At 70.9% G+C, this 22,879-nt stretch carries 20 protein-coding genes and 1 pseudogene; 12 read left to right on the top strand and 9 right to left on the bottom strand.

Annotated features, from left to right (window positions below; translation table 11 throughout):
- Nucleotides 1-616 precede the first annotated feature (616 nt).
- Complete coding sequence (locus IG84_RS40335; protein WP_382467313.1) at nt 617-1,246, bottom strand: peptidoglycan DD-metalloendopeptidase family protein; 630 nt, start codon at nt 1,244-1,246, stop codon at nt 617-619.
- 1,120 nt (nt 1,247-2,366) lie between these two features.
- Between IG84_RS40335 and rpsB the strand changes: the two genes are divergently transcribed.
- The 9 genes from rpsB to IG84_RS0135455 all read left to right on the top strand — a co-directional run bounded on the left by rpsB (nt 2,367) and on the right by IG84_RS0135455 (nt 12,390).
- Nucleotides 2,367-3,257: a 30S ribosomal protein S2 gene (rpsB, locus tag IG84_RS0135495; protein ID WP_031067001.1), complete on the top strand. Its 891-nt coding sequence runs from the start codon at nt 2,367-2,369 to the stop codon at nt 3,255-3,257.
- Between the two features lie 102 nt (nt 3,258-3,359).
- Nucleotides 3,360-4,196 (top strand): translation elongation factor Ts, encoded by an 837-nt coding sequence (gene tsf / locus IG84_RS0135490; RefSeq protein ID WP_031066999.1) that lies wholly within the window; start codon nt 3,360-3,362, stop codon nt 4,194-4,196.
- A gap of 207 nt (nt 4,197-4,403) precedes the next feature.
- On the top strand, nt 4,404-5,168 hold the full coding sequence (gene pyrH, locus IG84_RS0135485; RefSeq protein WP_030624865.1) for a UMP kinase: 765 nt from the start codon (nt 4,404-4,406) through the stop codon (nt 5,166-5,168).
- Nucleotides 5,169-5,396: 228 nt separating this feature from the next.
- Complete coding sequence (gene frr, locus IG84_RS0135480) at nt 5,397-5,954, top strand: ribosome recycling factor (protein WP_030266530.1); 558 nt, start codon at nt 5,397-5,399, stop codon at nt 5,952-5,954.
- Nucleotides 5,954-7,111: a phosphatidate cytidylyltransferase gene (locus tag IG84_RS38455; RefSeq protein WP_031066995.1), complete on the top strand. Its 1,158-nt coding sequence runs from the start codon at nt 5,954-5,956 to the stop codon at nt 7,109-7,111. Before frr ends, IG84_RS38455 begins: the two co-directional genes overlap by 1 nt.
- A 92-nt stretch (nt 7,112-7,203) precedes the next feature.
- Nucleotides 7,204-8,310: a dual-specificity RNA methyltransferase RlmN gene (gene rlmN / locus IG84_RS0135470; RefSeq protein ID WP_030266522.1), complete on the top strand. Its 1,107-nt coding sequence runs from the start codon at nt 7,204-7,206 to the stop codon at nt 8,308-8,310.
- A gap of 295 nt (nt 8,311-8,605) precedes the next feature.
- Nucleotides 8,606-9,625, top strand: a complete 1,020-nt coding sequence (locus tag IG84_RS0135465) for a thiamine ABC transporter substrate-binding protein (protein ID WP_051862825.1) — start codon at nt 8,606-8,608, stop codon at nt 9,623-9,625.
- A gap of 98 nt (nt 9,626-9,723) precedes the next feature.
- Entirely contained in the window at nt 9,724-11,337 is a 1,614-nt protein-coding gene (locus tag IG84_RS0135460; protein WP_031066990.1) for an ABC transporter permease, read from the top strand.
- Entirely contained in the window at nt 11,338-12,390 is a 1,053-nt protein-coding gene (locus IG84_RS0135455) for an ABC transporter ATP-binding protein (RefSeq protein ID WP_031066987.1), read from the top strand.
- 70 nt (nt 12,391-12,460) lie between these two features.
- Here IG84_RS0135455 and IG84_RS41935 read toward each other — a convergent pair whose 3' ends face one another.
- The 4 genes from IG84_RS41935 to IG84_RS0135435 all read right to left on the bottom strand — a co-directional run bounded on the left by IG84_RS41935 (nt 12,461) and on the right by IG84_RS0135435 (nt 16,487).
- Complete coding sequence (locus tag IG84_RS41935; RefSeq protein WP_031066984.1) at nt 12,461-13,627, bottom strand: hypothetical protein; 1,167 nt, start codon at nt 13,625-13,627, stop codon at nt 12,461-12,463.
- A complete protein-coding gene (locus IG84_RS0135445; protein ID WP_031066982.1) occupies nt 13,609-14,346 on the bottom strand; it encodes an ABC transporter ATP-binding protein in 738 nt (245 codons plus the stop codon). The genes IG84_RS41935 and IG84_RS0135445 overlap by 19 nt, the downstream gene beginning before the upstream one ends.
- Before the next feature lie 303 nt (nt 14,347-14,649).
- Nucleotides 14,650-16,011, bottom strand: coding sequence for an aspartate aminotransferase family protein (locus tag IG84_RS0135440; RefSeq protein WP_031066979.1), 1,362 nt, complete (start codon nt 16,009-16,011; stop codon nt 14,650-14,652).
- Nucleotides 16,012-16,013: 2 nt separating this feature from the next.
- A complete protein-coding gene (locus IG84_RS0135435; RefSeq protein ID WP_037801321.1) occupies nt 16,014-16,487 on the bottom strand; it encodes an Lrp/AsnC family transcriptional regulator in 474 nt (157 codons plus the stop codon).
- A 204-nt stretch (nt 16,488-16,691) separates the two neighbouring features.
- On the opposite strand from IG84_RS0135435, the gene IG84_RS0135430 reads away from it, so the two are divergent.
- Complete coding sequence (locus IG84_RS0135430; protein ID WP_031066975.1) at nt 16,692-18,146, top strand: gamma-aminobutyraldehyde dehydrogenase; 1,455 nt, start codon at nt 16,692-16,694, stop codon at nt 18,144-18,146.
- Nucleotides 18,147-18,274: 128 nt separating this feature from the next.
- Entirely contained in the window at nt 18,275-19,447 is a 1,173-nt protein-coding gene (locus IG84_RS0135425; RefSeq protein WP_031066972.1) for a polyamine ABC transporter substrate-binding protein, read from the top strand.
- Between the two features lie 6 nt (nt 19,448-19,453).
- Here IG84_RS0135425 and IG84_RS42720 read toward each other — a convergent pair whose 3' ends face one another.
- The 3 genes and pseudogenes from IG84_RS42720 to IG84_RS0135410 all read right to left on the bottom strand — a co-directional run bounded on the left by IG84_RS42720 (nt 19,454) and on the right by IG84_RS0135410 (nt 21,134).
- Nucleotides 19,454-19,585, bottom strand: a complete 132-nt coding sequence (locus tag IG84_RS42720; protein ID WP_281179404.1) for a hypothetical protein — start codon at nt 19,583-19,585, stop codon at nt 19,454-19,456.
- 37 nt (nt 19,586-19,622) lie between these two features.
- Nucleotides 19,623-19,817: pseudogene (locus IG84_RS43035) on the bottom strand (DUF2690 domain-containing protein); the annotation flags it as partial.
- Between the two features lie 294 nt (nt 19,818-20,111).
- Nucleotides 20,112-21,134, bottom strand: a complete 1,023-nt coding sequence (locus IG84_RS0135410) for an adenosine deaminase (RefSeq protein ID WP_031066965.1) — start codon at nt 21,132-21,134, stop codon at nt 20,112-20,114.
- Between the two features lie 290 nt (nt 21,135-21,424).
- Here IG84_RS0135410 and IG84_RS0135405 point away from each other — a divergent pair, with 290 nt between their 5' ends.
- Nucleotides 21,425-22,084 carry a DUF4190 domain-containing protein gene (locus IG84_RS0135405; RefSeq protein WP_031066962.1) on the top strand — a complete coding sequence of 220 codons (660 nt, stop codon included), beginning with the start codon at nt 21,425-21,427 and terminating at the stop codon, nt 22,082-22,084.
- Nucleotides 22,085-22,124: 40 nt separating this feature from the next.
- Here IG84_RS0135405 and IG84_RS0135400 read toward each other — a convergent pair whose 3' ends face one another.
- On the bottom strand, nt 22,125-22,709 hold the full coding sequence (locus IG84_RS0135400) for a riboflavin biosynthesis intermediates N-glycosidase (protein ID WP_031066959.1): 585 nt from the start codon (nt 22,707-22,709) through the stop codon (nt 22,125-22,127).
- Nucleotides 22,710-22,879: the final 170 nt, after the last annotated feature.

The following is a 22,879-nucleotide window of genomic DNA, read 5'->3' as shown; positions in this document are numbered from 1 at the left end:
CGAGATGCTCAGGAGTCTCGTGGGCTCGGAGATGTGTATAAGAGACAGCCCTCCACCACCACCTCCAAAAGCAGACACGCCTGTCTGCCCCCCCCACGCACACGCACGCCTGGGCCTCGCCCCACGGTGGCCCTGCCCTCGCCCCCGCACCCGCGCCCCGGCGGCGCTCGCGTGCCCTCGCCCTCGAGTCCCGGCGGCCCCCGCGGCCCGGCCGTCCGGCTGTCCTGTGTCCCGGCTGTCCGGTGCCCCGGCGTCTCGGCCGTCTGGCGATCCTGCCTCCCCGCTCTGTCCGGTAGCCCCTTGGCCCGGTCGTCCGGCGATCCCCCGAGCCGGTGATCCGGATGCTCGTGATCCCACGGTCCGGTGATTCGGGCGTCCGGGCGTTCGGGCGTTCAGGGATCCGTGCGACCAGAATTCGGCGCTCCGACGACCTGGCGATCTCAACTACCGGGCCGGCGGAGGCGCCCCGGTACTCCAGGGGCGGCTCGGTACTCCGGGGTGTCCCGCTGCTTCAGCCATCCGGTGCTTCAGCGCGCCGGTCATTTCCGACCAACAGGGTGTTAGTCGTTCCAATCGGGCGTCAGTCGTTCTGGTCGGCCGGTCAACGGTGGAGTGCTCACTCGTTGGGGCGCTGGTCGGGCAGGGCGTCACCGTGAGGGCGGTTGTTCCGGGACAGGCCGCCGAGCCGGAGGGGCAGGCTGCCGGGAGCTCGCCGGGGGCGTTGGTTCCGGAGGCGGGAGTGGGACCAGGTGGCTATGGCTGCGAGGGCTGTGGCTGCCGCGAGGGTGGGGGTGCCGGCGGCTGTGGGGAGGAGAGGCGGTGTCTCCGGGCTGTGAGCTGGGGGCGGGACGGGTTCGGGGATGTGGAAGACCGGGAGTAGTCGGGGTGAGGGCGGGGCGAGCAGGGACGGTGGGAGGAGGGACAGCGGGTCCAGGTAGGTACGGCCGCGGCGCAGGCCCCAATGGAGACAGAGGGCGTCGCAGTGGTACGGGCCCGGCTGGAGGACGGCGACCGGCTGGCCTGCTCGGACGCGATCGCCCTTGTGAACCGTGGGGCGCACCGGCTCGTACGTGATGCGCAACGGCGGTCGGCCGGAGCCGGATAGTTCGATGGAGAGGACGCCTCGATCGGCGACCTTGCCCGCGAAAGAGACGCGGCCGGGGGCGGCGGCTCGTACGGTCGCTCCGGCACGCGAGGCGAGGTCCACGCCGCGGTGGCCGGCCGCCCAGGGGGTGGGTGGAGGCAACCAGGGGCGTGCGATGGCTGGACGCGCGCCGGTTGGTCCTGCCACCGGCCATGCCCGGGTCTCGGAAGTCCCGGACCATGCCGATGCCCGGGTGTCGGAAGTCCTGGCTGGTGGGCTTGGGTCAGGGCCCGGGGTCGCGTCCGAGCGGATTCCCGAGAACGTGTTCTCGGAAAGGGGGCGGGCGTGTGTGACCGGTGTGAGGTGAGGTGGGGGTGCGGTGCCGCTTGTGGGCGGGGCGTTGCTGTTCGCCGCGAGGGAGAGCGGTGCGAAGAGCGCCGGGCCGAGCAGGAGCACGCAGCCGATCATGCAGCCGAGCGCGCAAGCGGCCGTGCTCAGGATGGCGGCCGTACTCAGGGTGGTGCGAGCCGTCGTGCGGCGGACGAGCCGACCGGGGTGCAGGGACGCGAGGTAGGCGAGTACCCGCATCACAGGGAGAGGGAGAGGGAGAGGGAGAGGGAGAGGGGGAGGGGGCAGGAGGCCCGCCGGCCCTGTCAGGACCGCCCGCCGCAGGCGCCGCACATCAGGCAGAAGCGGCCCTGGAGATCGACAGAGCGAGGGCGGCGGTCCATCAAAAAGCCGGGGAAGCCGGAGTCGGGGAAGCCCGAGGCAGTACGAGTCGCGCATGGCATGACAGTGGCGGACCAGGGCAGATCCGGGGGGATCTTGGTCGGCTCCTGTGGACCACTCCGCGGTTGTGGACAACATCGTCACGCGTGTGAGTGATGCGAGCCCGGGTCCGGCCTCGCTCCCTCCTTCGCCACCGAACCTCTCCCCATCACCGAACCCCTCCCCACCACCGAACTTCTCCCCATCACCGAACCTCTCCCCACCACCGAACCTCTCCCACCCGCAGCATGTCGCTAGGCGGTTCGGCGGTCCCGTACACTTCTTGTGGCGATCCGGGTGACCGGGTCGACTTCGCACGCCCCGCCACCGGCGCGTGACTCCCCGTGCTTCGTCAGAAGCACAGCGGTAGTGCGCTGCACCACGGTGGCCGCGTCCCTCGGTCCTGGCAAGGCTCCCGGTACACCACCGGAGTCGGTTCAGGCAGGCGCGCAGGGGCGTCAGGCACAGCGGCCGCCCGGCCGCGGTGGAACCGAGAAACACGAGGAGAACGGCCATGGCCGTCGTCACGATGCGGGAGCTGCTGGAGAGCGGCGTCCACTTCGGGCACCAGACCCGCCGCTGGAACCCGAAGATGAAGCGCTTCATCTTCACCGAGCGCAACGGCATCTACATCATCGACCTGCTCCAGTCGCTGTCGTACATCGACCGCGCCTACGAGTTCGTCAAGGAGACCGTCGCGCACGGCGGCTCCGTCATGTTCGTCGGCACCAAGAAGCAGGCCCAGGAGGCCATCGCGGAGCAGGCGACTCGCGTGGGCATGCCCTACGTGAACCAGCGCTGGCTCGGCGGCATGCTGACCAACTTCTCGACCGTCTACAAGCGTCTGCAGCGCCTCAAGGAGCTCGAGCAGATCGACTTCGAGGACGTCGCGGCCTCGGGTCTCACCAAGAAGGAGCTTCTCGTGCTCTCGCGCGAGAAGGCCAAGTTGGAGAAGACCCTCGGCGGTATCCGCGAGATGCAGAAGGTGCCCAGCGCCGTCTGGATCGTGGACACCAAGAAGGAGCACATCGCGGTCGGTGAGGCCCGGAAGCTCAACATCCCGGTCGTCGCCATCCTCGACACCAACTGCGACCCCGACGAGGTCGACTACAAGATCCCGGGCAACGACGACGCGATCCGCTCCGTCACCCTGCTCACCCGCGTGATCGCCGACGCCGTCGCCGAGGGCCTCATCGCCCGCTCCGGTGGTGCCGAGGCCAAGGGCGAGAAGGCCGCCGGCGAGCCGCTCGCCGAGTGGGAGCGTGACCTGCTCGAGGGCGAGAAGAAGGCCGAGGAGCCCAAGGCCGACGAGGCCAAGGCCGAGGAGAAGCCGGCCGAGGAGCCCGCCGCTGCCGAGGCCCCCGCCGCCGAGGCCGAGGCCGAGAAGCCGGCCGAGCAGGCCTGACACCTCAGCATCGGATGATGACGGCGGGGGCCGGTGCCACAAGCACCGCCCCCGCCGTCCACCCGTAGATCTTTCGACTTTCGAGAAGAGACTCAACAGATCATGGCGAACTACACCGCCGCTGACGTCAAGAAGCTCCGTGAGCTCACCGGCGCCGGCATGATGGACTGCAAGAAGGCGCTGGACGAGGCCGAGGGCAACGTCGACAAGGCCGTCGAGGCGCTGCGTATCAAGGGCCAGAAGGGCGTCGCCAAGCGCGAGGGCCGCTCCGCCGAGAACGGCGCCGTGGTCTCCCTGATCGCCGACGACAACACCTCCGGCGTCATCGTCGAGCTGAAGTGCGAGACGGACTTCGTCGCCAAGGGCGACAAGTTCCAGGCCGTCGCCAACGAGATCGCCGCGCACGTCGCCAAGACGCAGCCCGCCGACATCCAGGCCCTGCTCGCCTCCGAGATCGAGGCCGGCAAGACCGTCCAGGCGTTCGTCGACGAGGCCAACGCCAACCTCGGCGAGAAGATCGTCCTGGACCGCTTCGCGCAGTTCACCGACGGCTTCGTGCTGGCGTACATGCACCGCACCATGCCCGACCTGCCCCCGCAGATCGGCGTCCTCGTCGAGCTCGACAAGGAGAACGCCGAGGTCGCCAAGGGCATCGCGCAGCACATCGCCGCCTTCGCGCCGAAGTACCTGTCCCGCGAGGACGTCCCGGCCGAGGTCGTCGAGGCCGAGCGCCGCGTCGCCGAGGAGACCACGCGTGCGGAGGGCAAGCCCGAGGCTGCCCTGCCGAAGATCGTCGAGGGTCGCGTCAACGGCTTCTTCAAGGAGGCGACGCTGCTCGGTCAGCCGTACGCCCTCGACAACAAGAAGTCCGTCGAGAAGGTCCTCCAGGAGGCCGGTGTCACCCTGAAGCGCTTCTCGCGCATCAAGGTCGGCATCTGAGCTTGAGCCGAAGCCTTGCGGTCGGGCCACGGCCTTCGGGGCCGAGGGCCTGTCGCAGGGCAGCGAATGACCCGCGGCCCCGCTAGGGTCGTACGCAGTCGGCCGCTCACCGGCCGACCGCAGATGTGACGAGGAGGCCATTGCCGTACAGGGATCTGACCAGACCCCCGGCAATGGCCTTCTTCGTATGTGCACGAGGAGAGCGCAATGAATCACGGTGCCGACGGCGCGGACAAAGCCCACAAAAAGGGGAAGGGCCGCTTCCTTCTGAAGCTTTCGGGGGAGGCGTTCGCCGGTGGCGGCGGTCTGGGTGTCGACCCGGACGTCGTGCACGCCATCGCCCGTGAGATCTCGGCCGTGGTCCGCGAGGGCTACGAGATCGCCATCGTGATCGGCGGCGGCAACTTCTTCCGCGGCGCCGAGCTGCAGCAGCGTGGCATGGACCGGGCCCGCAGCGACTACATGGGCATGCTCGGCACGGTCATGAACTGCCTGGCCCTCCAGGACTTCCTGGAGAAGGAGGGCATCGACTGCCGCGTGCAGACCGCCATCACCATGGGGCAGGTCGCCGAGCCGTACATCCCGCTCCGCGCCATCCGCCACCTGGAGAAGGACCGCGTGGTCATCTTCGGTGCGGGCATGGGCATGCCGTACTTCTCCACCGACACCACCGCCGCCCAGCGCGCCCTGGAGATCGACGCCCAGGCCATGCTCATGGGCAAGAACGGGGTCGACGGCGTCTACGACTCCGACCCCAAGAAGAACCCCGATGCGGTGAAGTTCGATGCCCTCGAATACGGCGAGGTCATCACCCGCGACCTGAAGGTCGCCGACGCCACCGCCATCACGCTGTGCCGCGACAACAAGCTGCCGATCCTCGTCTTCGAGCTGCTCGCAGAGGGCAATATCGCGCGCGCCGTGAAGGGTGAGAAGATCGGCACGCTCGTCAGCGATCAGGGCACCAGGGCCTGACGGCCCGCATCGCCGCGGATCCGTACGGGCAGCACGTGTTCGTACGGCCGTACGGAGAGCACGTCCGTACGCGCCGTACGGACGGCATACCCGTACGCGCGGCAACTCCCGGCCGTGGGAAGACCACGGCACGGGGATGGACAACCGCCTGCCGGTCGGACACCGTGCAGGAGAAGACGCGCGCAGGGGCGAGGCTCTGCTTCTTACGATTAAGACCAGGAGCAAGTGGTGATCGAAGAGACCCTCCTCGAGGCCGAGGAGAAGATGGAGAAGGCCGTCGTGGTCGCCAAGGAGGACTTCGCCGCGATCCGCACCGGGCGTGCGCACCCGGCGATGTTCAACAAGATCGTGGCGGACTACTACGGTGCCTTGACGCCGATCAACCAACTGGCGTCGTTCTCGGTGCCCGAGCCGCGGATGGCCGTGGTGACCCCGTTCGACAAGAGCGCGCTGCGCAACATCGAGCAGGCCATCCGCGACTCCGACCTCGGCGTCAACCCGAGCAACGACGGCAACATCATTCGCGTGAACTTCCCCGAGCTCACTGAAGAGCGCCGCAAGGAGTTCATCAAGGTCGCCAAGAACAAGGCCGAGGACGCGAAGATCTCGATTCGCAGCATCCGCCGCAAGGCCAAGGAGACCCTCGACAAGCTCGTCAAGGACAAGGAGTCCGGCGAGGACGAGGTGCGCCGCGCCGAGAAGGAGCTCGACGACACCACCGCGAAGTACGTCGCGCAGGTGGACGAGCTGCTCAAGCACAAGGAATCCGAGCTGCTCGAGGTGTGATGAACGAGTCATCCTGGGGGGCCCGGCCCTCGCCCTCGGCAGGCGGGACCCCACCCGGCGCCGGCCCATGGGCGGCCGGCACGGGACCGACCCCCGGCTACGGCTGGGAGGGGCCCCCGGCCCCGTCGGCGGGTCCCGTGCACGACCGGGCCGCGGCAGCGCAGACTCGGCCCATGCCCACCGTGCCCGACGCAGGCGGAGACCAGGACGACCACCGGGACGATCGGGGGGCCGCTCGGCTGAGTGGCCCCCTCTTCCGCGATGACCACCCCCAGGAACCCATGTCCACATCCCCGTCGGCACCGGACGACAGCCCCTCTTCGGACAAGCCGGCGAAGAAGAGCGCGGGCCGCAATCTGCGGGCCGCGATAGGGGTGGGCGTCGGCCTCGGCGCGGTCATCGTGCTCTCGCTGTTCGTCTACAAGCCCGTCTTCGTGGGCGTCATCGCGGTCGCCGTGGTCGTCGGGCTGTGGGAGCTGACCTCCCGCCTCGCGGAGCGCAAGGACATCCGCGTACCGCTCGTACCGCTCGCGGTCGGCGGTACGGCCATGGTGGTCGCCGGGTACGTCCGCGGGGCCGAGGGCGCCTGGGTGGCGATGGCGCTCACCGCGCTCGCCGTCCTGGTCTGGCGGATGACCGAGGCCCCGGACCACTACCTCCGGGACGTCACGGCCGGTGTCTTCGCGGCGTTCTACGTCCCGTTCCTCGCGACCTTCGTCGCCCTGATGCTCGCGGCGGACGCGGACGGCCCGTACCGGGTCCTCACCTTCCTGCTGCTCACCGTCGTCAGCGACACCGGCGCGTACGCCGTCGGCTGGCGCTTCGGCAAGCACAAGCTCGCCCCCCGCATCAGCCCCGGCAAGACCCGCGAGGGCCTCGTCGGCGCGGTGGCCTTCGCGATGGCGGCGGGCGCGCTGTGCATGGAGTTCCTCATCGAGAACGGCGCGTGGTGGCAGGGCCTGCTCCTGGGCCTCGCCGTCGCCGCCAGCGCCACCCTCGGCGACCTCGGCGAATCGATGATCAAGCGCGACCTCGGCATCAAGGACATGGGCACGCTCCTGCCCGGCCACGGCGGGATCATGGACCGCCTGGACTCCCTCCTGCCGACGGCCCCGGTCGTGTGGCTGCTGCTCGTGATCTTCGTAGGAACCGGCTGACCAGTTCTTACGCAGCCACCCGAGCCTCCCGAGGGCCCGCCGTCCACAGGGCGGCGGGCCCTTGCGCGTACATCTGCCACACTGGACGGACCATGCCTGCACCTGGAGAACTTACTTTTGTCGCGCCGCGCGGGGCCAAGAAGCCGCCGCGGCATCTTGCCGATCTTTCGCCTGCCGAGCGCAAGGAGGCCGTGGCGGCGATCGGGGAGAAGCCGTTCCGCGCCAAGCAGCTTTCGCAGCACTACTTCGCGCGGTACGCGCACGACCCGGAGCAGTGGACGGACATTCCGGCCGCCGCGCGGGAGAAGCTGGCGGCCGAGATGCTGCCGGAGCTGATGAGCGTAGTGCGGCACATCTCGTGCGACGACGACCAGACGCGCAAGACGCTGTGGAAGCTGTTCGACGGGACGCTCGTCGAGTCGGTGCTGATGCGGTACCCGGACCGGGTGACGATGTGCATCTCCTCGCAGGCCGGATGCGGGATGAACTGCCCGTTCTGCGCGACGGGACAGGCGGGGCTGGACCGGAACCTCTCGACGGCGGAGATCGTTCATCAGATCGTCGATGGCATGCGGGCGCTCCGGGACGGGGAGATCCCGGGTGGGCCGGCGCGGCTGTCGAACATTGTTTTTATGGGCATGGGTGAGCCGCTCGCCAACTACAACCGGGTCACGGGGGCGATTCGGCGGCTGACGGACCCCGAGCCGGACGGGCTGGGGCTGTCGCAGCGCGGGATCACCGTGTCCACGGTGGGGCTGGTGCCGGCGATGCTGCGCTTCGCCGACGAGGGCTTCAAGTGCCGGCTGGCCGTTTCGCTGCACGCGCCGGACGACGAGCTGCGGGACACGCTCGTGCCGGTGAACACGCGGTGGAAGGTGCGCGAGGTACTGGACGCGGCGTGGACCTACGCGGAGAAGTCCGGGCGGCGGATCTCCATCGAGTACGCGCTGATCAGGGACATCAACGACCAGGCGTGGCGCGGAGACCTGCTCGGGAAGCTGCTCAAGGGGAAGCGGGTGCATGTGAACCTGATTCCGCTGAACCCCACCCCCGGCTCGAAGTGGACCGCCTCGCGGCCCGAGGACGAGAAGGCGTTCGTCGAGGCGATCGCGGCGCACGGCGTGCCGGTGACCGTGCGGGACACCCGTGGGCAGGAGATCGACGGCGCCTGCGGCCAGCTCGCGGCGTCGGAGCGCTGATACCGTAGCGTTCGAACATCTCTACATAGACACCATCCGACAGGGGAGCGCCACAGCGCTGAGAGTGCGGCCGGCCGTCGTGACGACGCCGCCGCAGACCCTTGAACCTCGCCCGGGTCATTCCGGGTAGGAAGTTCGGTCTCCTCATGCTGTTGCGCCCTGCCCGCGGCGCCGGTTCCGCCGGCCGCCGCGGGCAGGGCCGCGTCTCTTCCTGGCCAGCCAGGAGGACTGAAGAACGGTGACCACCGGCAGAAGAAGGACCGCAGCGCTCGGCCTCGCGGTGACGCTGGGCGCCATGACGCTCGCCGCCTGCGGCGGCTCCGGCGGCGACAAGGCGGCGGACGCCAAGACCGTCAAGCTCGTCACCCACGACTCCTTCGCGGCCTCGAAGTCCGTGCTGAAGGAGTTCGAGAAGCAGAGCGGGTACAAGGTCCAGCTCGTCAAGGGCGGGGACGCGGGCAAGGCCGTGAACCAGGCGGTGCTGACGAAGGACAACCCGCAGGGGGACGTCTTCTTCGGGATCGACAACACGCTGCTGTCGCGCGGGCTCGACGAGGGGCTCTTCACGCCGTACGCGGCCAAGGGCCTGGCGGGCGTGGACGAGAAGCTGCAGCTGGACAAGGCGAAGCACCGCGTCACGCCGGTCGACTACGGCGACATCTGCGTCAATTACGACAAGGCGTATTTCGCGAAGCACAAGATCGCACCGCCGAAGACGTTCGCGGACCTCATCAAGCCGCAGTACAAGAACCTGCTGGTCACGGAGAACTCGGCGACCTCCTCGCCGGGGCTGGCCTTCCAGCTCGGGACCATCGCCGAGTACGGCAAGGGCGGTTGGCAGGGCTACTGGAAGAAGCTCAAGGCCAATGGCGTCGAGGTCGTCGACGGCTGGGAGCAGGCGTACTACGAGCGGTTCTCGGGCGCGGCCGGCAGCAAGGGCGACAAGCCGCTGGTCGTCTCCTACGCGTCCAGCCCGCCCGCCGAGGTCATGGAGAAGAAGCCGGCACCCAAGGAGGCGCCGACCGGCGTCGCCACCGGGACCTGCTTCCGGCAGACCGAGTTCGCCGGGCTGCTGAAGGGCGCGGCGAACGAGAAGGGCGGCAAGGCGCTGCTGGACTTCCTGATCAGCAAGAAGTTCCAGGAGGACATGCCGCTGCAGATGTTCGTGAACCCCGCGGTCAAGGACGCGAAGGTGCCCGAGCTGTTCACCAAGTACGGGCAGAGGATCGACGACCCGAAGACGGTGGCGCCGGCGGAGATCGCGGACAACCGTGAACAGTGGATCAAGCAGTGGTCCTCGCTCGTCCTGAAGTAGACCCCGGACCGGACCGGGGCGGCGGACGGTTCCGGCCGGGGCGCGGGCCGGACCCGCGCCGGCCGGCCGGACGGGCCACGGCCACCCGGCTCGCGCTGATGGCCGTGCCGTTCGCCTTCTTCGTGCTCTTCTTCGCCTACCCGGTCGCCATGATCGTCGGCCGGGGACTGCGGGAGGGCGGGAGCTGGCAGTTCGGGCGGGTGGGGGAGGTGCTCACCGACCCCGACCTGCTGCATGTGCTGTGGTTCACCGGCTGGCAGGCGGCGGCTTCCACGGCGCTCACGCTGCTGATCGCGCTCCCCGGCGCCTACGTCTTCGCGCGCTTCGAGTTCCCCGGAAAGGGGCTGCTGCGGGCGGTCGTCACCGTGCCGTTCGTGCTGCCCACCGTCGTCGTCGGCTCCGCCTTCCTGGCCCTCGTCGGCCGCGGCGGACTGCTGGACGACCTGTGGGGCGTACGGCTGGACACCTCGGTCTGGGTGATCCTGCTCGCGCACGTCTTCTTCAACTACGCGGTGGTCGTCCGCACCGTGGGCGGGCTGTGGAGCGCGCTGGACCCGCGCCAGGAGGAGGCCGCGCGGGTGCTCGGCGCCGGGCGGTTCGCGGCCTGGCGGCGGGTGACGCTGCCCGCGCTGGCGCCCGCGGTGGCCGCCGCCGCGCTGATGGTCTTCCTCTTCACCTTCACCTCCTTCGGGATCGTGCAGATCCTCGGGGGCCCGCGCTTCGCCACCCTCGAAGTGGAGATCTACCGGCAGACCGCCGACTTCCTGGACCTGCCGACCGCCGCGGTGCTCACCCTCGTGCAGTTCGCCGCCGTGCTCGGGCTGCTCGCGCTGCACGCCTGGACGGTACGGCGGCGCGAGAGCGCACTGAAGCTGGTCGACGCGTCCCGTACCGCCCGCCGGCCGCGCGGCGCCGGGCAGTGGGCGCTCCTGGCGAGCACCCTCGTGGTGATCGCCGTACTCCTCGTGCTGCCGCTCGTCGTGCTCGTCGAGCGGTCCTTCGCCGGGCCCGACGGCTACGGCCTGGTCTTCTACCGCGCCCTGCAGGCCGCGGCCGGCGCCGACTCGACGTTCACCGTGCCGCCGCTGACCGCCCTGTGGAACTCCCTCGCGTACGCGGTCGCCGCCACGGCCATCGCGGTCGTCGTCGGCGGGCTGGCGGCGGCCGCGCTGACCCGGCGCGGTGGGCGGCTCGTCCGCGGCTTCGACGCGCTGCTCATGCTGCCGCTCGGCGTCTCCGCCGTGACCGTCGGCTTCGGCTTCCTGATCAGCCTCGACGAGCCGCCGCTGGACCTGCGCGCCTCGTGGTGGCTGGTGCCGCTCGCGCAGGCCCTGGTGGGCGTGCCGTTCGTCGTCCGGACCATGCTGCCGGTGCTGCGCGCGGTGGACGGGCGGCTGCGGGAGGCCGCTGCGGTACTGGGGGCCACGCCCTGGCAGGTGTGGCGCGAGGTCGATCTGCCGCTGGTGCGGCGGGCGTTGCTGATCGCGGCCGGCTTCGCGTTCGCCGTCTCGCTCGGCGAGTTCGGCGCGACGGTGTTCATCGCGCGCCCGGACCAACCCACGCTGCCGGTGGCCGTGGCACGGCTGCTGGGCCGCGCGGGGGAGCTCAACTACGGGCAGGCGATGGCCCTGTCGACCATTCTGATGGTGGTGTGCGCGGGGGCGCTGCTGGCGCTGGAGCGGGTACGCACCGACCGGACGGGAGAGTTCTAGGTGACCGACAACCGGACTGACGGCCCTCTCCTGCGCCTGGCCGGGCTCACCGTGCGCTTCGGGGCGCACGCCGCGCTGGACGCGGTCGGGCTGGACGTCGCCGAGCACGAGACCGTCTGCGTCCTGGGGCCCAGCGGCAGCGGCAAGTCCACGCTGCTGCGGGTGATCGCCGGGCTGCAGCAGGCCGACGCGGGAGAGGTCGTACTCGATGGCCGGAACCTGCGTACCGTGCCCACCCACCGGCGAGGCGTCGGGCTGATGTTCCAGGACCACCAGCTCTTCCCGCAGCGCGACGTGGCGGGCAACGTCGCCTTCGGGCTGCGGATGCGCGGCGCCGCACGGGCCGAACAGGAACGGAAGGTCGCCGAACTGCTCGACCTGGTGGGCCTGCCGGGCGCCCAGCGCCGGGCCGTCGGCTCGCTCTCCGGTGGCGAGCAGCAGCGCGTCGCGCTGGCCAGGGCGCTGGCGCCCAGCCCCCGGCTGCTGATGCTGGACGAGCCGCTCGGCCAGCTCGACCGCGGGCTGCGCGAGCGCCTGGTGGTCGAACTGCGGCGGCTCTTCGGTGAGTTGGGGACGACCGTGCTGGCGGTGACACACGACCAGGGCGAGGCGTTCGCACTCGCCGACCGGGTCGTCGTCATGCGCGACGGGCGGATCGCGCAGACCGGTACGCCGCTGGAGGTCTGGCAGCGACCCGCCGACGAGTTCGTCGCCCGCTTCCTCGGCTTCGACAACGTCGTGTCGGCCACGGTCACCGGCGAGGCGGCGGACACCCCGTGGGGCAAGGTGCCGGTCCCGGACGGTACGGCGGAGGGCGCCTGCCGGCTGCTCGTCCGCCCGGCCGGCGTCCGCCTGGTGCCGGCCCGGGAGGGCCTGCCCTGCACGGTCGCGGCCCGCACCTTCCGCGGTACGCACGTCTCCCTCCGGCTGCGCCCGGCGGCCGGCCCGGAACTGGACGCCGCCTGCGCGCTCGCGGCCGCGCCGGAGGTGGGCGAGAAGGTCGGCGCGGCGTTCGTCGCGGAGGACGTCGTGGTCCTGCCCGTACGCGACTGAACCGGTCCGCACACGACCGACCTGCGCGCACGCCCCGAAGGATCCCGCACGCCCCCGAGAGCCGGAGCCCTCAGCCCACCAGCGGCCCCGCCGCCAGGTGGGCCACCCCGCCCGTCACCGCCGTCAGGACGACGACCAGGACGCACGCGCGCAGGGCAGCGGCGCGGTGCAGGAGGCCGGCCGGGGCGCCGAGGCGGCGGAGGGCGTCCGTCGTCGCGGCGCGGGCCGCGCGGGACTCGGTGACCGCGGCCAGCACGCTGAGCGCGGTACAGGCCAGCACCAGGCCGCCGCCGAGCGCGGAGAGCGGGCCGAGGGAGCCGGGGGCGCCGTGGCCGTACAGGGTGTACGCGGCGTGGACGCCCGAAGCGGCCGCCATCAGGATGCCCAGCGGGCGGCCCACCCGGCGGGACTCCTCCTGGAGGACCCGTCCGGCCAGCAGCCGCGCCGCGCCCGCCCGGCCCGCGCCCAGCACCCGCCCGCTCGCGTGGACCAGCCCGGGCACCGCCAGCACCAGGCCGGCCGCCGACAGCAGCCAGCCGACCAGCACGCCCGCCTCGCCGGTGACCAGCCGTCCCGGCAGCGGCAGCAGCCGGGCGCCGGGGCCGGTGTGCCCCGCCGCGTAGACCTCCAGGGCGAGCCCGGCGGCGGCGAGCGCGATGCCCCAGGGGAGCCCGGCCGGAGTGGCGGTGTCCGTACGGGGCGGGGCGTCGGCGCACGGCTCGGCCGGCGCGTTCCGCCCCGGGCGCAGCGCCCAGGCGGTCGCGACGGCGGCCACCACGGGGACGGCCGCGAGCAGCACGCCCACCGCCGCGTACGGGAGCGGGCCGCGGCCCAGCAGCTCCGGCGCGCCCATCGGCGTACCGCCCAGATCACCGCGCAGCCGCAGGAAGACCAGCAGGCCGAGCGCGCTGCCCAGGAGGCAGGCGAGCACGGTCGAGGCGGCGGCGGTCAGGGTGAGCCGGACCGGGCCGAGACCGGCCGCCGACATGCCCTCGCGCAGCCGGGCGGCCGGGTCCGTACGGGCCACCGAGACGGCGAACTGGGCCGTGGCGGCCAGCGGCACCAGGCACCAGGCCAGCCGCAGCGCCGAACCGGCGGCCTCGCCACGCGGCGCGTCGACGGCGTGGCCGAGCGTGGCCAGCAGCAGGAAGGCCGTGCCGGCCGCCGCCGCGACGACCAGCAGGCGGCGCAGTTGCACCGCCGGGCGTGCGCCCCGGGCTAGACGGAGAGCGAGCACTCTTCCCTGCCTTCCGTCTCGGCGGGGCCCTCGGCCTGTGCGGCGCCGGCCCGCCGGCCGTCCAGCAGGGCGATCGTGCGGTCCGCGAGCGTGGTCGCTTCCGCTTCCTGGGTGGCCAGCACCACGCTGAGGGCGTGGCTGCGGGCGGCGTTGACGATCGTACGGAGCACCTGGGCGGCGTCCGCGCGGTGCAGCGGCGCGGTCGGCTCGTCGGCGAAGAGCACCTGCGGGGTGGTGGTCAGCGCCCGGGCGACGGCCACGCGCTGCTGCTGTGCCCGGTCCAGGGCCGCGGGCCGCCGCTTGGCGCAGTCCGCCACGTCCAGCCGCTCCAGCCACTCGGTGGCGGCCTGCATGGCGGCGCGGCGGCCGTCACCGCGGACCAGGAGGGGCAGCGCGGCGTTCTCCCGGGCGGTCAGCTCGGGGACCAGCCGGGGTTCGGTGCCGATCCAGCCGAAGCGGTCCAGCCGGAGCCGTTCGCGGCTGGTCGCGGAGAGGGTGTGGACCGGATGACTGTTGAACCAGACCTCGCCGCTGTCCGGGACGAGCTGTCCGGAGAGGCATTTCAGGAGCGTGGTCTTGCCGCAGCCGCGCGGACCGGTGACGGCAAGGATCTCTCCCTCGCGCACACCGAGGGAGATCCCGGTGAGTGCGGGGCTCTGACCGTGGGCGTGGTGCAGTCCGCGAGCCCATAGAACGTCGTTGTCGGGCGGGGCCACCATCTGCGCACCTCGTGCTCGCTCGCGTCCTTCGTTCCCCTGACCGGGTGAACGACCATGGAGGGTATCGGTCACAAGCACGGTAGGTACTGCCGGGTCCCGCCATTCACCGGTCAGCACGGAAGACGGCCGAGGTTCACTCATATGGCTTGATATGAGTGACCTCGGCCGCCGTTTCTTCCGTTATTCGGGCCCCTGTGCGGAAGCCGTCAGGGGCCGCCGAGCGTGTCGGGCGGAGCGGAGTCCGTGGCTCCGCTCCGCCCAATCCCCCCGGTGAGGGCCGGAGGGACAGCTCGGTACCGCGGATCAGAGCTTGGCCCATGCCTCCGTGAGGACGCCGCGCAGGATCTGCTCGATCTCGTCGAACACGGTCTGGTCGGCGATCAGCGGCGGGGCCAGCTGGATGACCGGGTCGCCGCGGTCGTCGGCACGGCAGTACAGACCGGCGTCGTACAGCGCCTTGGAGAGGAAGCCGTACAGGACGCGCTCGGTCTCCTCGTCGTTGAACGACTCCTTGGTGACCTTGTCCTTGACGAGCTCGATGCCGTAGAAGAAGCCGTTGCCGCGGACGTCGCCGACGATCGGCAGGTCGTGCAGCTTCTGCAGCGTGGAGAGGAAGTTCGACTCGTTCTCGAGGACGTGCTTGTTCAGGCCCTCGCGCTCGAAGATGTCGAAGTTCGCCAGCGCCACGGCCGAGGAGACCGGGTGGCCACCGAAGGTGTAGCCGTGCAGGAAGGTGTTGTCACCCTTGTAGAACGGCTCGGCCAGGCGATCGGAGATGATGCAGGCGCCGATGGGGGAGTAGCCCGAGGTCATGCCCTTGGCGCAGGTGATCATGTCCGGGACGTAGCCGAACTTGTCGCACGCGAACATCGTGCCGAGGCGGCCGAACGCGCAGATGACCTCGTCGGAGACGAGCAGCACGTCGTACTGGTCGCAGATCTCGCGGACGCGCTGGAAGTACCCGGGCGGCGGCGGGAAGCAGCCGCCGGCGTTCTGCACCGGCTCCAGGAAGACCGCGGCGACGGTCTCCGGGCCCTCGAAGAGGATCTGCTGCTCGATCTGGTCGGCGGCCCAGCGGCCGAAGGCCTCGGGGTCGTCGCCGTGGATCGGGGCGCGGTAGATGTTGGTGTTCGGCACCTTGTGCGCGCCGGGGACCAGCGGCTCGAAGGGGGCCTTGAGGCCGGGCAGACCGGTGATGGACAGGGCGCCCTGCGGGGTGCCGTGGTAGGCAACCGCGCGGGAGATCACCTTGTGCTTCATCGGCTTGCCGGTGAGCTTGAAGTACTGCTTGGCGAGCTTCCAGGCGGTCTCGACCGCCTCGCCGCCGCCGGTGGTGAAGAAGACCTTGTTCAGGTCGCCCGGGGCGTAGCCGGCTATGCGCTCGGCGAGCTCGACGGCCTTGGGGTGGGCGTAGGACCACACCGGGAAGAAGGCGAGCTCCTGAGCCTGCTTGTACGCGGTCTCGGCCAGCTCGACCCGGCCGTGGCCCGCGTTGACCACGAAGAGGCCCGCGAGGCCGTCGATGTAGCGCTTGCCCTTGTCGTCGTAGATGTTGGTGCCCTCGCCACGCACGATCGTGGGCACGGGGGCGTTCTCGTACGACGACATGCGGGTGAAATGCATCCACAGGTGGTCGTACGCCGTCTTGGAAAGGTCGGCGCTCATGGTTATCGCGTTCCCCAGGTGTAGGTCTGCTTCTTCAGCTTCATGTAGACGAAGCTCTCGGTGGAGCGCACGCCGGGAAGCGTGCGGACGCGCTTGTTGATCACGTCCAGGAGGTGATCGTCGTCCTCGCAGACGACCTCGATCAGCAGATCGAAGGAACCGGCGGTGACGACGCAGTACTCGACCTCGGACATGCCCGTGAGGGCCTCTGCCACGGGATCGACGTCGCCCTCGACGTTGATTCCGACCATTGCCTGCCGCCGGAAACCGACCGTGAGGGGGTCGGTGACGGCGACGATCTGCATCACACCCTGGTCGAGCAGCTTCTGTACGCGTTGCCGTACGGCCGCCTCGGACAGGCCCACGGCCTTGCCGATCGCGGCGTACGGACGGCGCCCGTCCTCCTGGAGCTGCTCAATGATCGCCAGGGAGACGGAGTCGATCGACGGAGTGCCGTTTCTGTCACGAGTGGCCACGTCCCTCACTGTGCACCAGCATCGTCCGTGACGCAAGCCCGATTCGCCGAAATCAGTTGTTCACCGAAGTTCGGACCACGAAATTCGTTGTTACTGGCGCGTGGGTATGTCGAAAACGGGGCTCGCATGGTTAGGGTGGGCATCTCATCCACCGGACACCAGAGACCGGTCATCCAACACCGGACCTGACAGGAGGGGTCGCACGTGACCACCGAACTGCGTCGTCTGCGCAACTACATCGACGGGGAGTTCCGGGACGCCGCCGACGGCCGCACCACGGACGTGGTCAACCCCGCGACGGGCGAGGTGTACGCCACCGCGCCGCTGTCCGCGGCCGCCGACGTCGACGCCGCGATGGCCGCCGCCGAGGCGGCCTTCCCGGCGTGGCGCGACCTGATCCCCGCCGAGCGCCAGAAGGTGCTCCTGAAGATCGCCGACCGCTTCGAGGAGCGCGCGGAGGAGCTGATCGCCGCCGAGTCCGAGAACTGCGGCAAGCCCATCGCCCTCGTACGCTCCGAGGAAATCCCGCCGATGGTGGACCAGATCCGCTTCTTCGCGGGGGCAGCCCGGATGCTGGAGGGCCGCTCGGCCGGCGAGTACATGGAGGGCCTGACCTCCATCATCCGCCGCGAGCCGATCGGCGTCTGCGCCCAGGTCGCGCCCTGGAACTACCCGATGATGATGGCCGTGTGGAAGTTCGCGCCGGCCATGGCCGCGGGCAACACGGTCGTCATCAAGCCCTCGGACACCACCCCGGCGTCCACGGTCCTGATCGGCGAGATCATCGGCAGCGTGCTGGACGAGCTGGGCCACCCGCGCGGCGTGTTCAACGTCGTCTGCGGTGACCGCGAGACCGGCCGCCTGATGGTCGAGCACGAGGTGCCCGCGATGGCCTCCATCACCGGCTCCGTGCGCGCCGGCATGCAGGTCGCCGAGTCCGCCTCCAAGGACCTCAAGCGGGTCCACCTGGAGCTGGGCGGCAAGGCCCCGGTCGTGGTCTTCGAGGACACCGACATCGCCAAGGCCGTCGAGGACATCTCCGTCGCCGGTTACTTCAACGCCGGCCAGGACTGTACGGCCGCCACCCGCGTGCTCGTCCAGGAGTCCATCCACGACGAGTTCGTGACCGCGCTGGCCAAGGCCGCCGCCGAGACCAAGACCGGCGCGGTCGACGACGAGGACGTGCTCTACGGCCCGCTGAACAACGCCAACCAGCTCAAGCAGGTCAAGGGCTTCATCGAGCGCCTCCCCGCGCACGCGAAGATCGAGGCCGGCGGCCAGCAGGTCGGCGAGAAGGGCTACTTCTTCGCCCCGACCGTCGTCTCGGGCCTCAAGCAGGACGACGAGATCGTCCAGCAGGAGGTCTTCGGCCCGGTCATCACCGTCCAGTCCTTCACCGACGAGGACCAGGCCACCGAGTGGGCCAACGGCGTCGAGTACGCGCTCGCGTCCTCGGTGTGGACCAAGGACCACGCCCGCGCCATGCGGATGTCCAAGAAGCTCGACTTCGGCTGCGTGTGGATCAACACCCACATCCCGCTCGTCGCCGAGATGCCGCACGGCGGCTTCAAGAAGTCCGGCTACGGCAAGGACCTCTCCGCCTACGGCTTCGACGACTACACCCGCATCAAGCACGTCATGACCTCGCTGGACGGCTGACGGCCCGCCGCCGTACAGCCACAAGTCGGGTGCCGTGCGGGGCACCTGACACACCGTCGCGGGCCGGGGCCCGGCAGCAGACGATCTGTCTGTTGCCGCCCCGGCCCGCGCCGCGTGAGAGTCCTCATATGGATCGTCTTTCGCGGCGTGCGCTGCTCAGAGGTGTCGGTACGGCCGGATTCCTGGCGGCGGTGGCGGGGTGCGGCGTACCGCCCGCGTACGTGCGGCCCGGCGAGCGCAAAGCCCCCGACCGCTCGGCGGCCGATGACTCCCTCACCTTCGCCAACTGGCCGCTGTACATCGACGTCGACGACCACGACAAGCAGCGCCGCCCCACACTGGACGCCTTCGAACGGCGCACCGGCATCTCGGTGACGTACACCGAAGAGATCAACGACAACGACGAGTTCTTCGGGAAGATCAGCCCCGCGCTGATGAACCACCAGACCACCGGACGCGACCTGATCGTCATCAGCGACTGGATGTGCTCGCGCTTCGTCCGGCTCGGCTGGGTGCAGGAAATGGACCGGTCCCGGCAGCCGAACGTGGCGAAGCACCTGGACCCGCTGCTGCTCAAGCCCGCGTTCGACCCCGGCCGCAAGCACTGCGTCCCCTGGCAGTCCGGGATCACCGGCATCGCGTACAACCGCAGGAAGCTCGGCCGGGAGATCAAGCACACCGGCGACCTGTGGGCGGCCGACCTGAAGGGCCGGGTGACCCTGCTGGCCGGCATGGACGAGGCGTTCGCGCTGCTCATGCAGGGCGAGGGCGTGGACATCACGCGCTGGACGGCGGACGACTTCCACCGGATGACCGACCGGGTCGCGGCGCTCGTCCGCGCGCAGCACATCCGCCGCTTCACCGGCAACGACTACATCAAGGACCTCTCCTCGGGTGACGTGCTGGCCGCGCAGGCGTACTCCGGCGACGTCATCCAGCTCAAGGCCGACAACCCCGACATCGAGTTCGTGGTCCCCGAAGAGGGCGCCGAGCTGTGGTCGGAGAGCCTGATGATCCCCGACCTCGCCGCGCACAAGCGCAACGCGGAACGGCTCGTCGACTACTACTACGAGCCGGCGGTCGCAGCCGAGCTGGCCACCTGGGTCAACTACGTGTGCCCGGTCCCGGCCGCGCGCGACGTGCTGGCCTCCGCCAAGGACAAGGAGACCGCCGCGCTCGCCGAGGACCCGCTGATCTTCCCGGACGACGGCATGCGCGGCCGGCTCGCCATCGCCCGGGACATCAGCGCCGAGGAGCGCCCGGAACTCGCCAAGGAGTGGAACGGGATCGTGGGGTTGTGAGGCGGGTCAGGTCGGCGGAATGTCGTTCTGGTCGGCGCCGACCGGGAGGCGGTGACCGGCCGGGATGTCGTGGTCGGGGTCGCCCTTGACGCTGGTGCCGGCGGCCTCGGCGGAGAAGGTCCGGCCGGCCGGGAGCATGGGCGTGTACTTTCTCGCCGTAGACCACCGCCGCGCGCTCCTTCTTCGTCGGCGAGGTCGCGATCTCGATCGTGTCGCCCACCGCCGCCCCGGTGAGCTTGCCCCACACGGTCCGGCAACCGGGGCTGTAACGGATGGCCACCCGCATGCTGCCGGCCGAGTCCTCCGCCAGGGTGCGCGCGCCCGGTGCGCAGTGGGTCTTCTCGGGGTCCAGTCCCGCGCAGTCGTTCATCGCGCAGGTCGGGGGCTCGGTCCTGGCCGCCGCGGTCGGTGCGGGCGGGCCGCTGCCCTGTGCCTGGTTCCCGTCGTCGCCCGCCAGCAGCGGGATGCCCACCGTGAGGACCGTGGTCACCACGGCCAGGATCAGGGCCCCGCCGAGCGTTTCGGGGCCGTGCCGCTTCAGCCAGGAGTCTTCGTCGGCCACGCCACCTCCCGATGTACGTGTACACGTCATCGGAAGGGTAGGCGCGTGCGGCCGCATATGACCCGGGCAGATTCGGCCGTTGTGGCGGGAGAGGAGCCCGGGTCAGCGGGGCCAGGAAGCGGTGTACGCGTCGATCTCCGCGGCGAGGCGGGCCTTGGCCGGGGCGTCCATGAAGGACACCTCGACGGCGTTCTTCGCCAGCGCGGCGAGGCCCTCCTCGTCCAGCTCCAGCAGCCGCGCGGCCACGCCGTACTCGGTGTTCAGGTCCGTGCCGAACATCGGCGGGTCGTCGCTGTTGATGGTCACCAGCACCCCGGCGGCCACCATGTCCTTGACCGGGTGCTCGTCGAGGGTGCGGACCGCGCGAGTGGCGATGTTCGACGTCGGGCAGACCTCCAGCGGGATGCGGTGCTCGGCGAGGTGGGCCAGCAGCTTCGGGTCCCGTACGGAGCTGGTGCCGTGGCCGATGCGCTCGGCGCGCAGCTCGGTCAGCGCGTCCCACACCGTCTCGGGGCCCGTGGTCTCGCCCGCGTGCGGCACGGAGTGCAGGCCCTCGGCGAGGGCGCGGTCGAAGTACGGCTTGAACTGCGGGCGCGGTACGCCTATTTCGGGTCCGCCGAGGCCGAAGGAGACCAGGCCCTCGGGCTTGAGGCCGCAGGCGATGCGCGCGGTCTCCTCGGCGGCCTCCAGACCGGCCTCGCCGGGGATGTCGAAGCACCAGCGCAGCGCGACGCCGAGCTCCGACTCGGCGGACTTCCGGGCGTCCTCGATCGCCTCGACGAACGCGGCGTCCGGGATGCCGCGCCGGGTGGAGCTGTACGGGGTCACGGTCAGCTCGGCGTAGCGGATGTTCTGCCGCGCCATGTCGCGGGCGACCTCGTACGTCAGCAGGCGCACGTCCTCGGCGTCGCGGATGAGGTCCACGACGGAGAGGTAGACCTCGACGAAGTGCGCGAAGTCGCGGAAGGTGAAGTAGTCCACCAGCGCCTCGGGGTCGGTGGGCACCTTGGAGTCGGGGTGCCGGGCGGCCAGCTCCGCGACGATGCGCGGGGAGGCCGAGCCGACGTGGTGGACGTGCAGCTCCGCCTTGGGCAGGCCCGCGATGAATGCGTCGAGGTCGGACAACGGTGCCTCCTGGTCGGCGGAGAGCCGGTCGGTCGTGGTGTCGGTCGGTCGTCATCGTATGCGGCGCGGGCGGGGGCACCGTGGGTCGGCCGGGTGCCGGGCCGTACGGGGGCCGGGCCGCCGGGGCCGTACGGATGCCCGGCTGCCGGGGAGCGCGGCCGCGGGGTCGTCGGCCGTGCAGCCGACGGGCGTGCGGCCGACGGGCGTGGCCGGGTGCCGGTCCGCCGGGGAGCGCGGCCGTCGGGCGCGGCCGGGTCTTAGCATGGAGCGCAGCCACATGGGGGAGAGCGATGTCCGACAGCCAGCAGCCCGAGCCGTACGACCCGTGGGCGCCGCCGTCCGGGGACGGCGTGCCGCCGCACCGGCCGGACACGGGGGCGCGGGGCCTGCCGCCGTACGGCACGCCGCCGCACGACCAGCAGACCGTGGGCGCCGGCTTCGCCGTCCCCGCCCCGCCGCCGGCTCCCGGCCACGGCCATACGCCGGGTCCCGTGCCCGCCGTCGGACCCCAGGGTGCGTACGGCACGCCGTACCCTCAGCAGCCGTACGGGCCGCAGCAGTACATATCCGCCCCCGCCCCCTACGGCGTCCTGCCCGGTGGGCCCGGGACGCAGGCCGGCTGGCCCGGGCAGCCGAACAACGGCATGGGCATCGCCGCGCTCGTCCTCGGCATCCTCAGCATCGTCTCCAGCCTCACCCTCCTGTTCGGTGTGATCACGGGCGTCCTCGGGATCATCTTCGGCGGCCTCGGCCGGGCCAGGGCCAGGCGGGGCGAGGCGACCAACGGCGGCATGGCACTGGCCGGTCTCCTCTGCGGCGTGGCCGGCCTCCTCGTGAGCGTCCTCCTGATCGTCGCGATCGTCATCGGGGTCAGCGAAGGCGGCGACGCCACCCCCTACGACGACTACTCCGACACCTACAGCGCGGCCCCCGCCGCCCCCGGCCGCTGACCTGGGCCCCCACGGCCCCCGCTCTGCCGGCCCCGGCCGCTCAGCCCCGCTCCGCCGCCAGCCGCTGCCGCGCCTCCATCAGCGCGAAGCCCAGCAGATTCAGCCCCTGCCAGCGGGCCGGATCGGCGGCGCGCTCGTCGTCCGCCGCCAGCCCGATGCCCCATATCCGGTCCAGCGGGCTCGCCTCGACCAGCACCCGCTGCGCCGTGCCCAGCAGATAGTCGCGCAGCGCCGCGTCCTGCCCGAATTTGTGCGCATTCCCCTCGACCACGAGTGCGTACCGCTCGCGCTGCCAGGTCTCGTCGTCGAAGCCGCGCACCGAACGGCCCGCGTCCTTCGCCTGCTTGGGGTGGCCCGCCCTGAGCACCCGCTGCCATGCCTGGCGGTCGCCGAACAGCCGCGCCTTGCCGGCCATCATCCAGTGCTCCGCCGTGGCGTACCGCACGCCGTCCACCATGAACGGCGCCGGCCACCACTGGCTGAAGCAGCTCGCCCCCAGGCTGCCGTCCCGGCGCGGCGCATGGCCCCAGAAGTACACGTACTTGTGCTTCTCGCCCGACTCCAGGGCCGCGCACAGCTCCGCCACCGACCGCGGCCCGTCGGCCGCCCGCGTCTTCTCCGTCATCCCCGTCATCCCCGCCGCCCCCGCTCTTCCCCGATCCGGTCTTCCCCGGTCCTGCACCATGCCGGGATTCTGCCAGCGGGCACTGACAACCTGTCGGGCGCCGGAACGACGGATTTCGCAGAATCCGTCGCGTAACCAAAAGGAAACAACGGAATCACTTGTTGGGCCCT

It is taken from the genome of Streptomyces ochraceiscleroticus, assembly GCF_000720485.1.
Taxonomy (GTDB): domain Bacteria; phylum Actinomycetota; class Actinomycetes; order Streptomycetales; family Streptomycetaceae; genus Streptomyces; species Streptomyces ochraceiscleroticus.
This window is presented reverse-complemented; position numbering and strand designations above follow the sequence as displayed.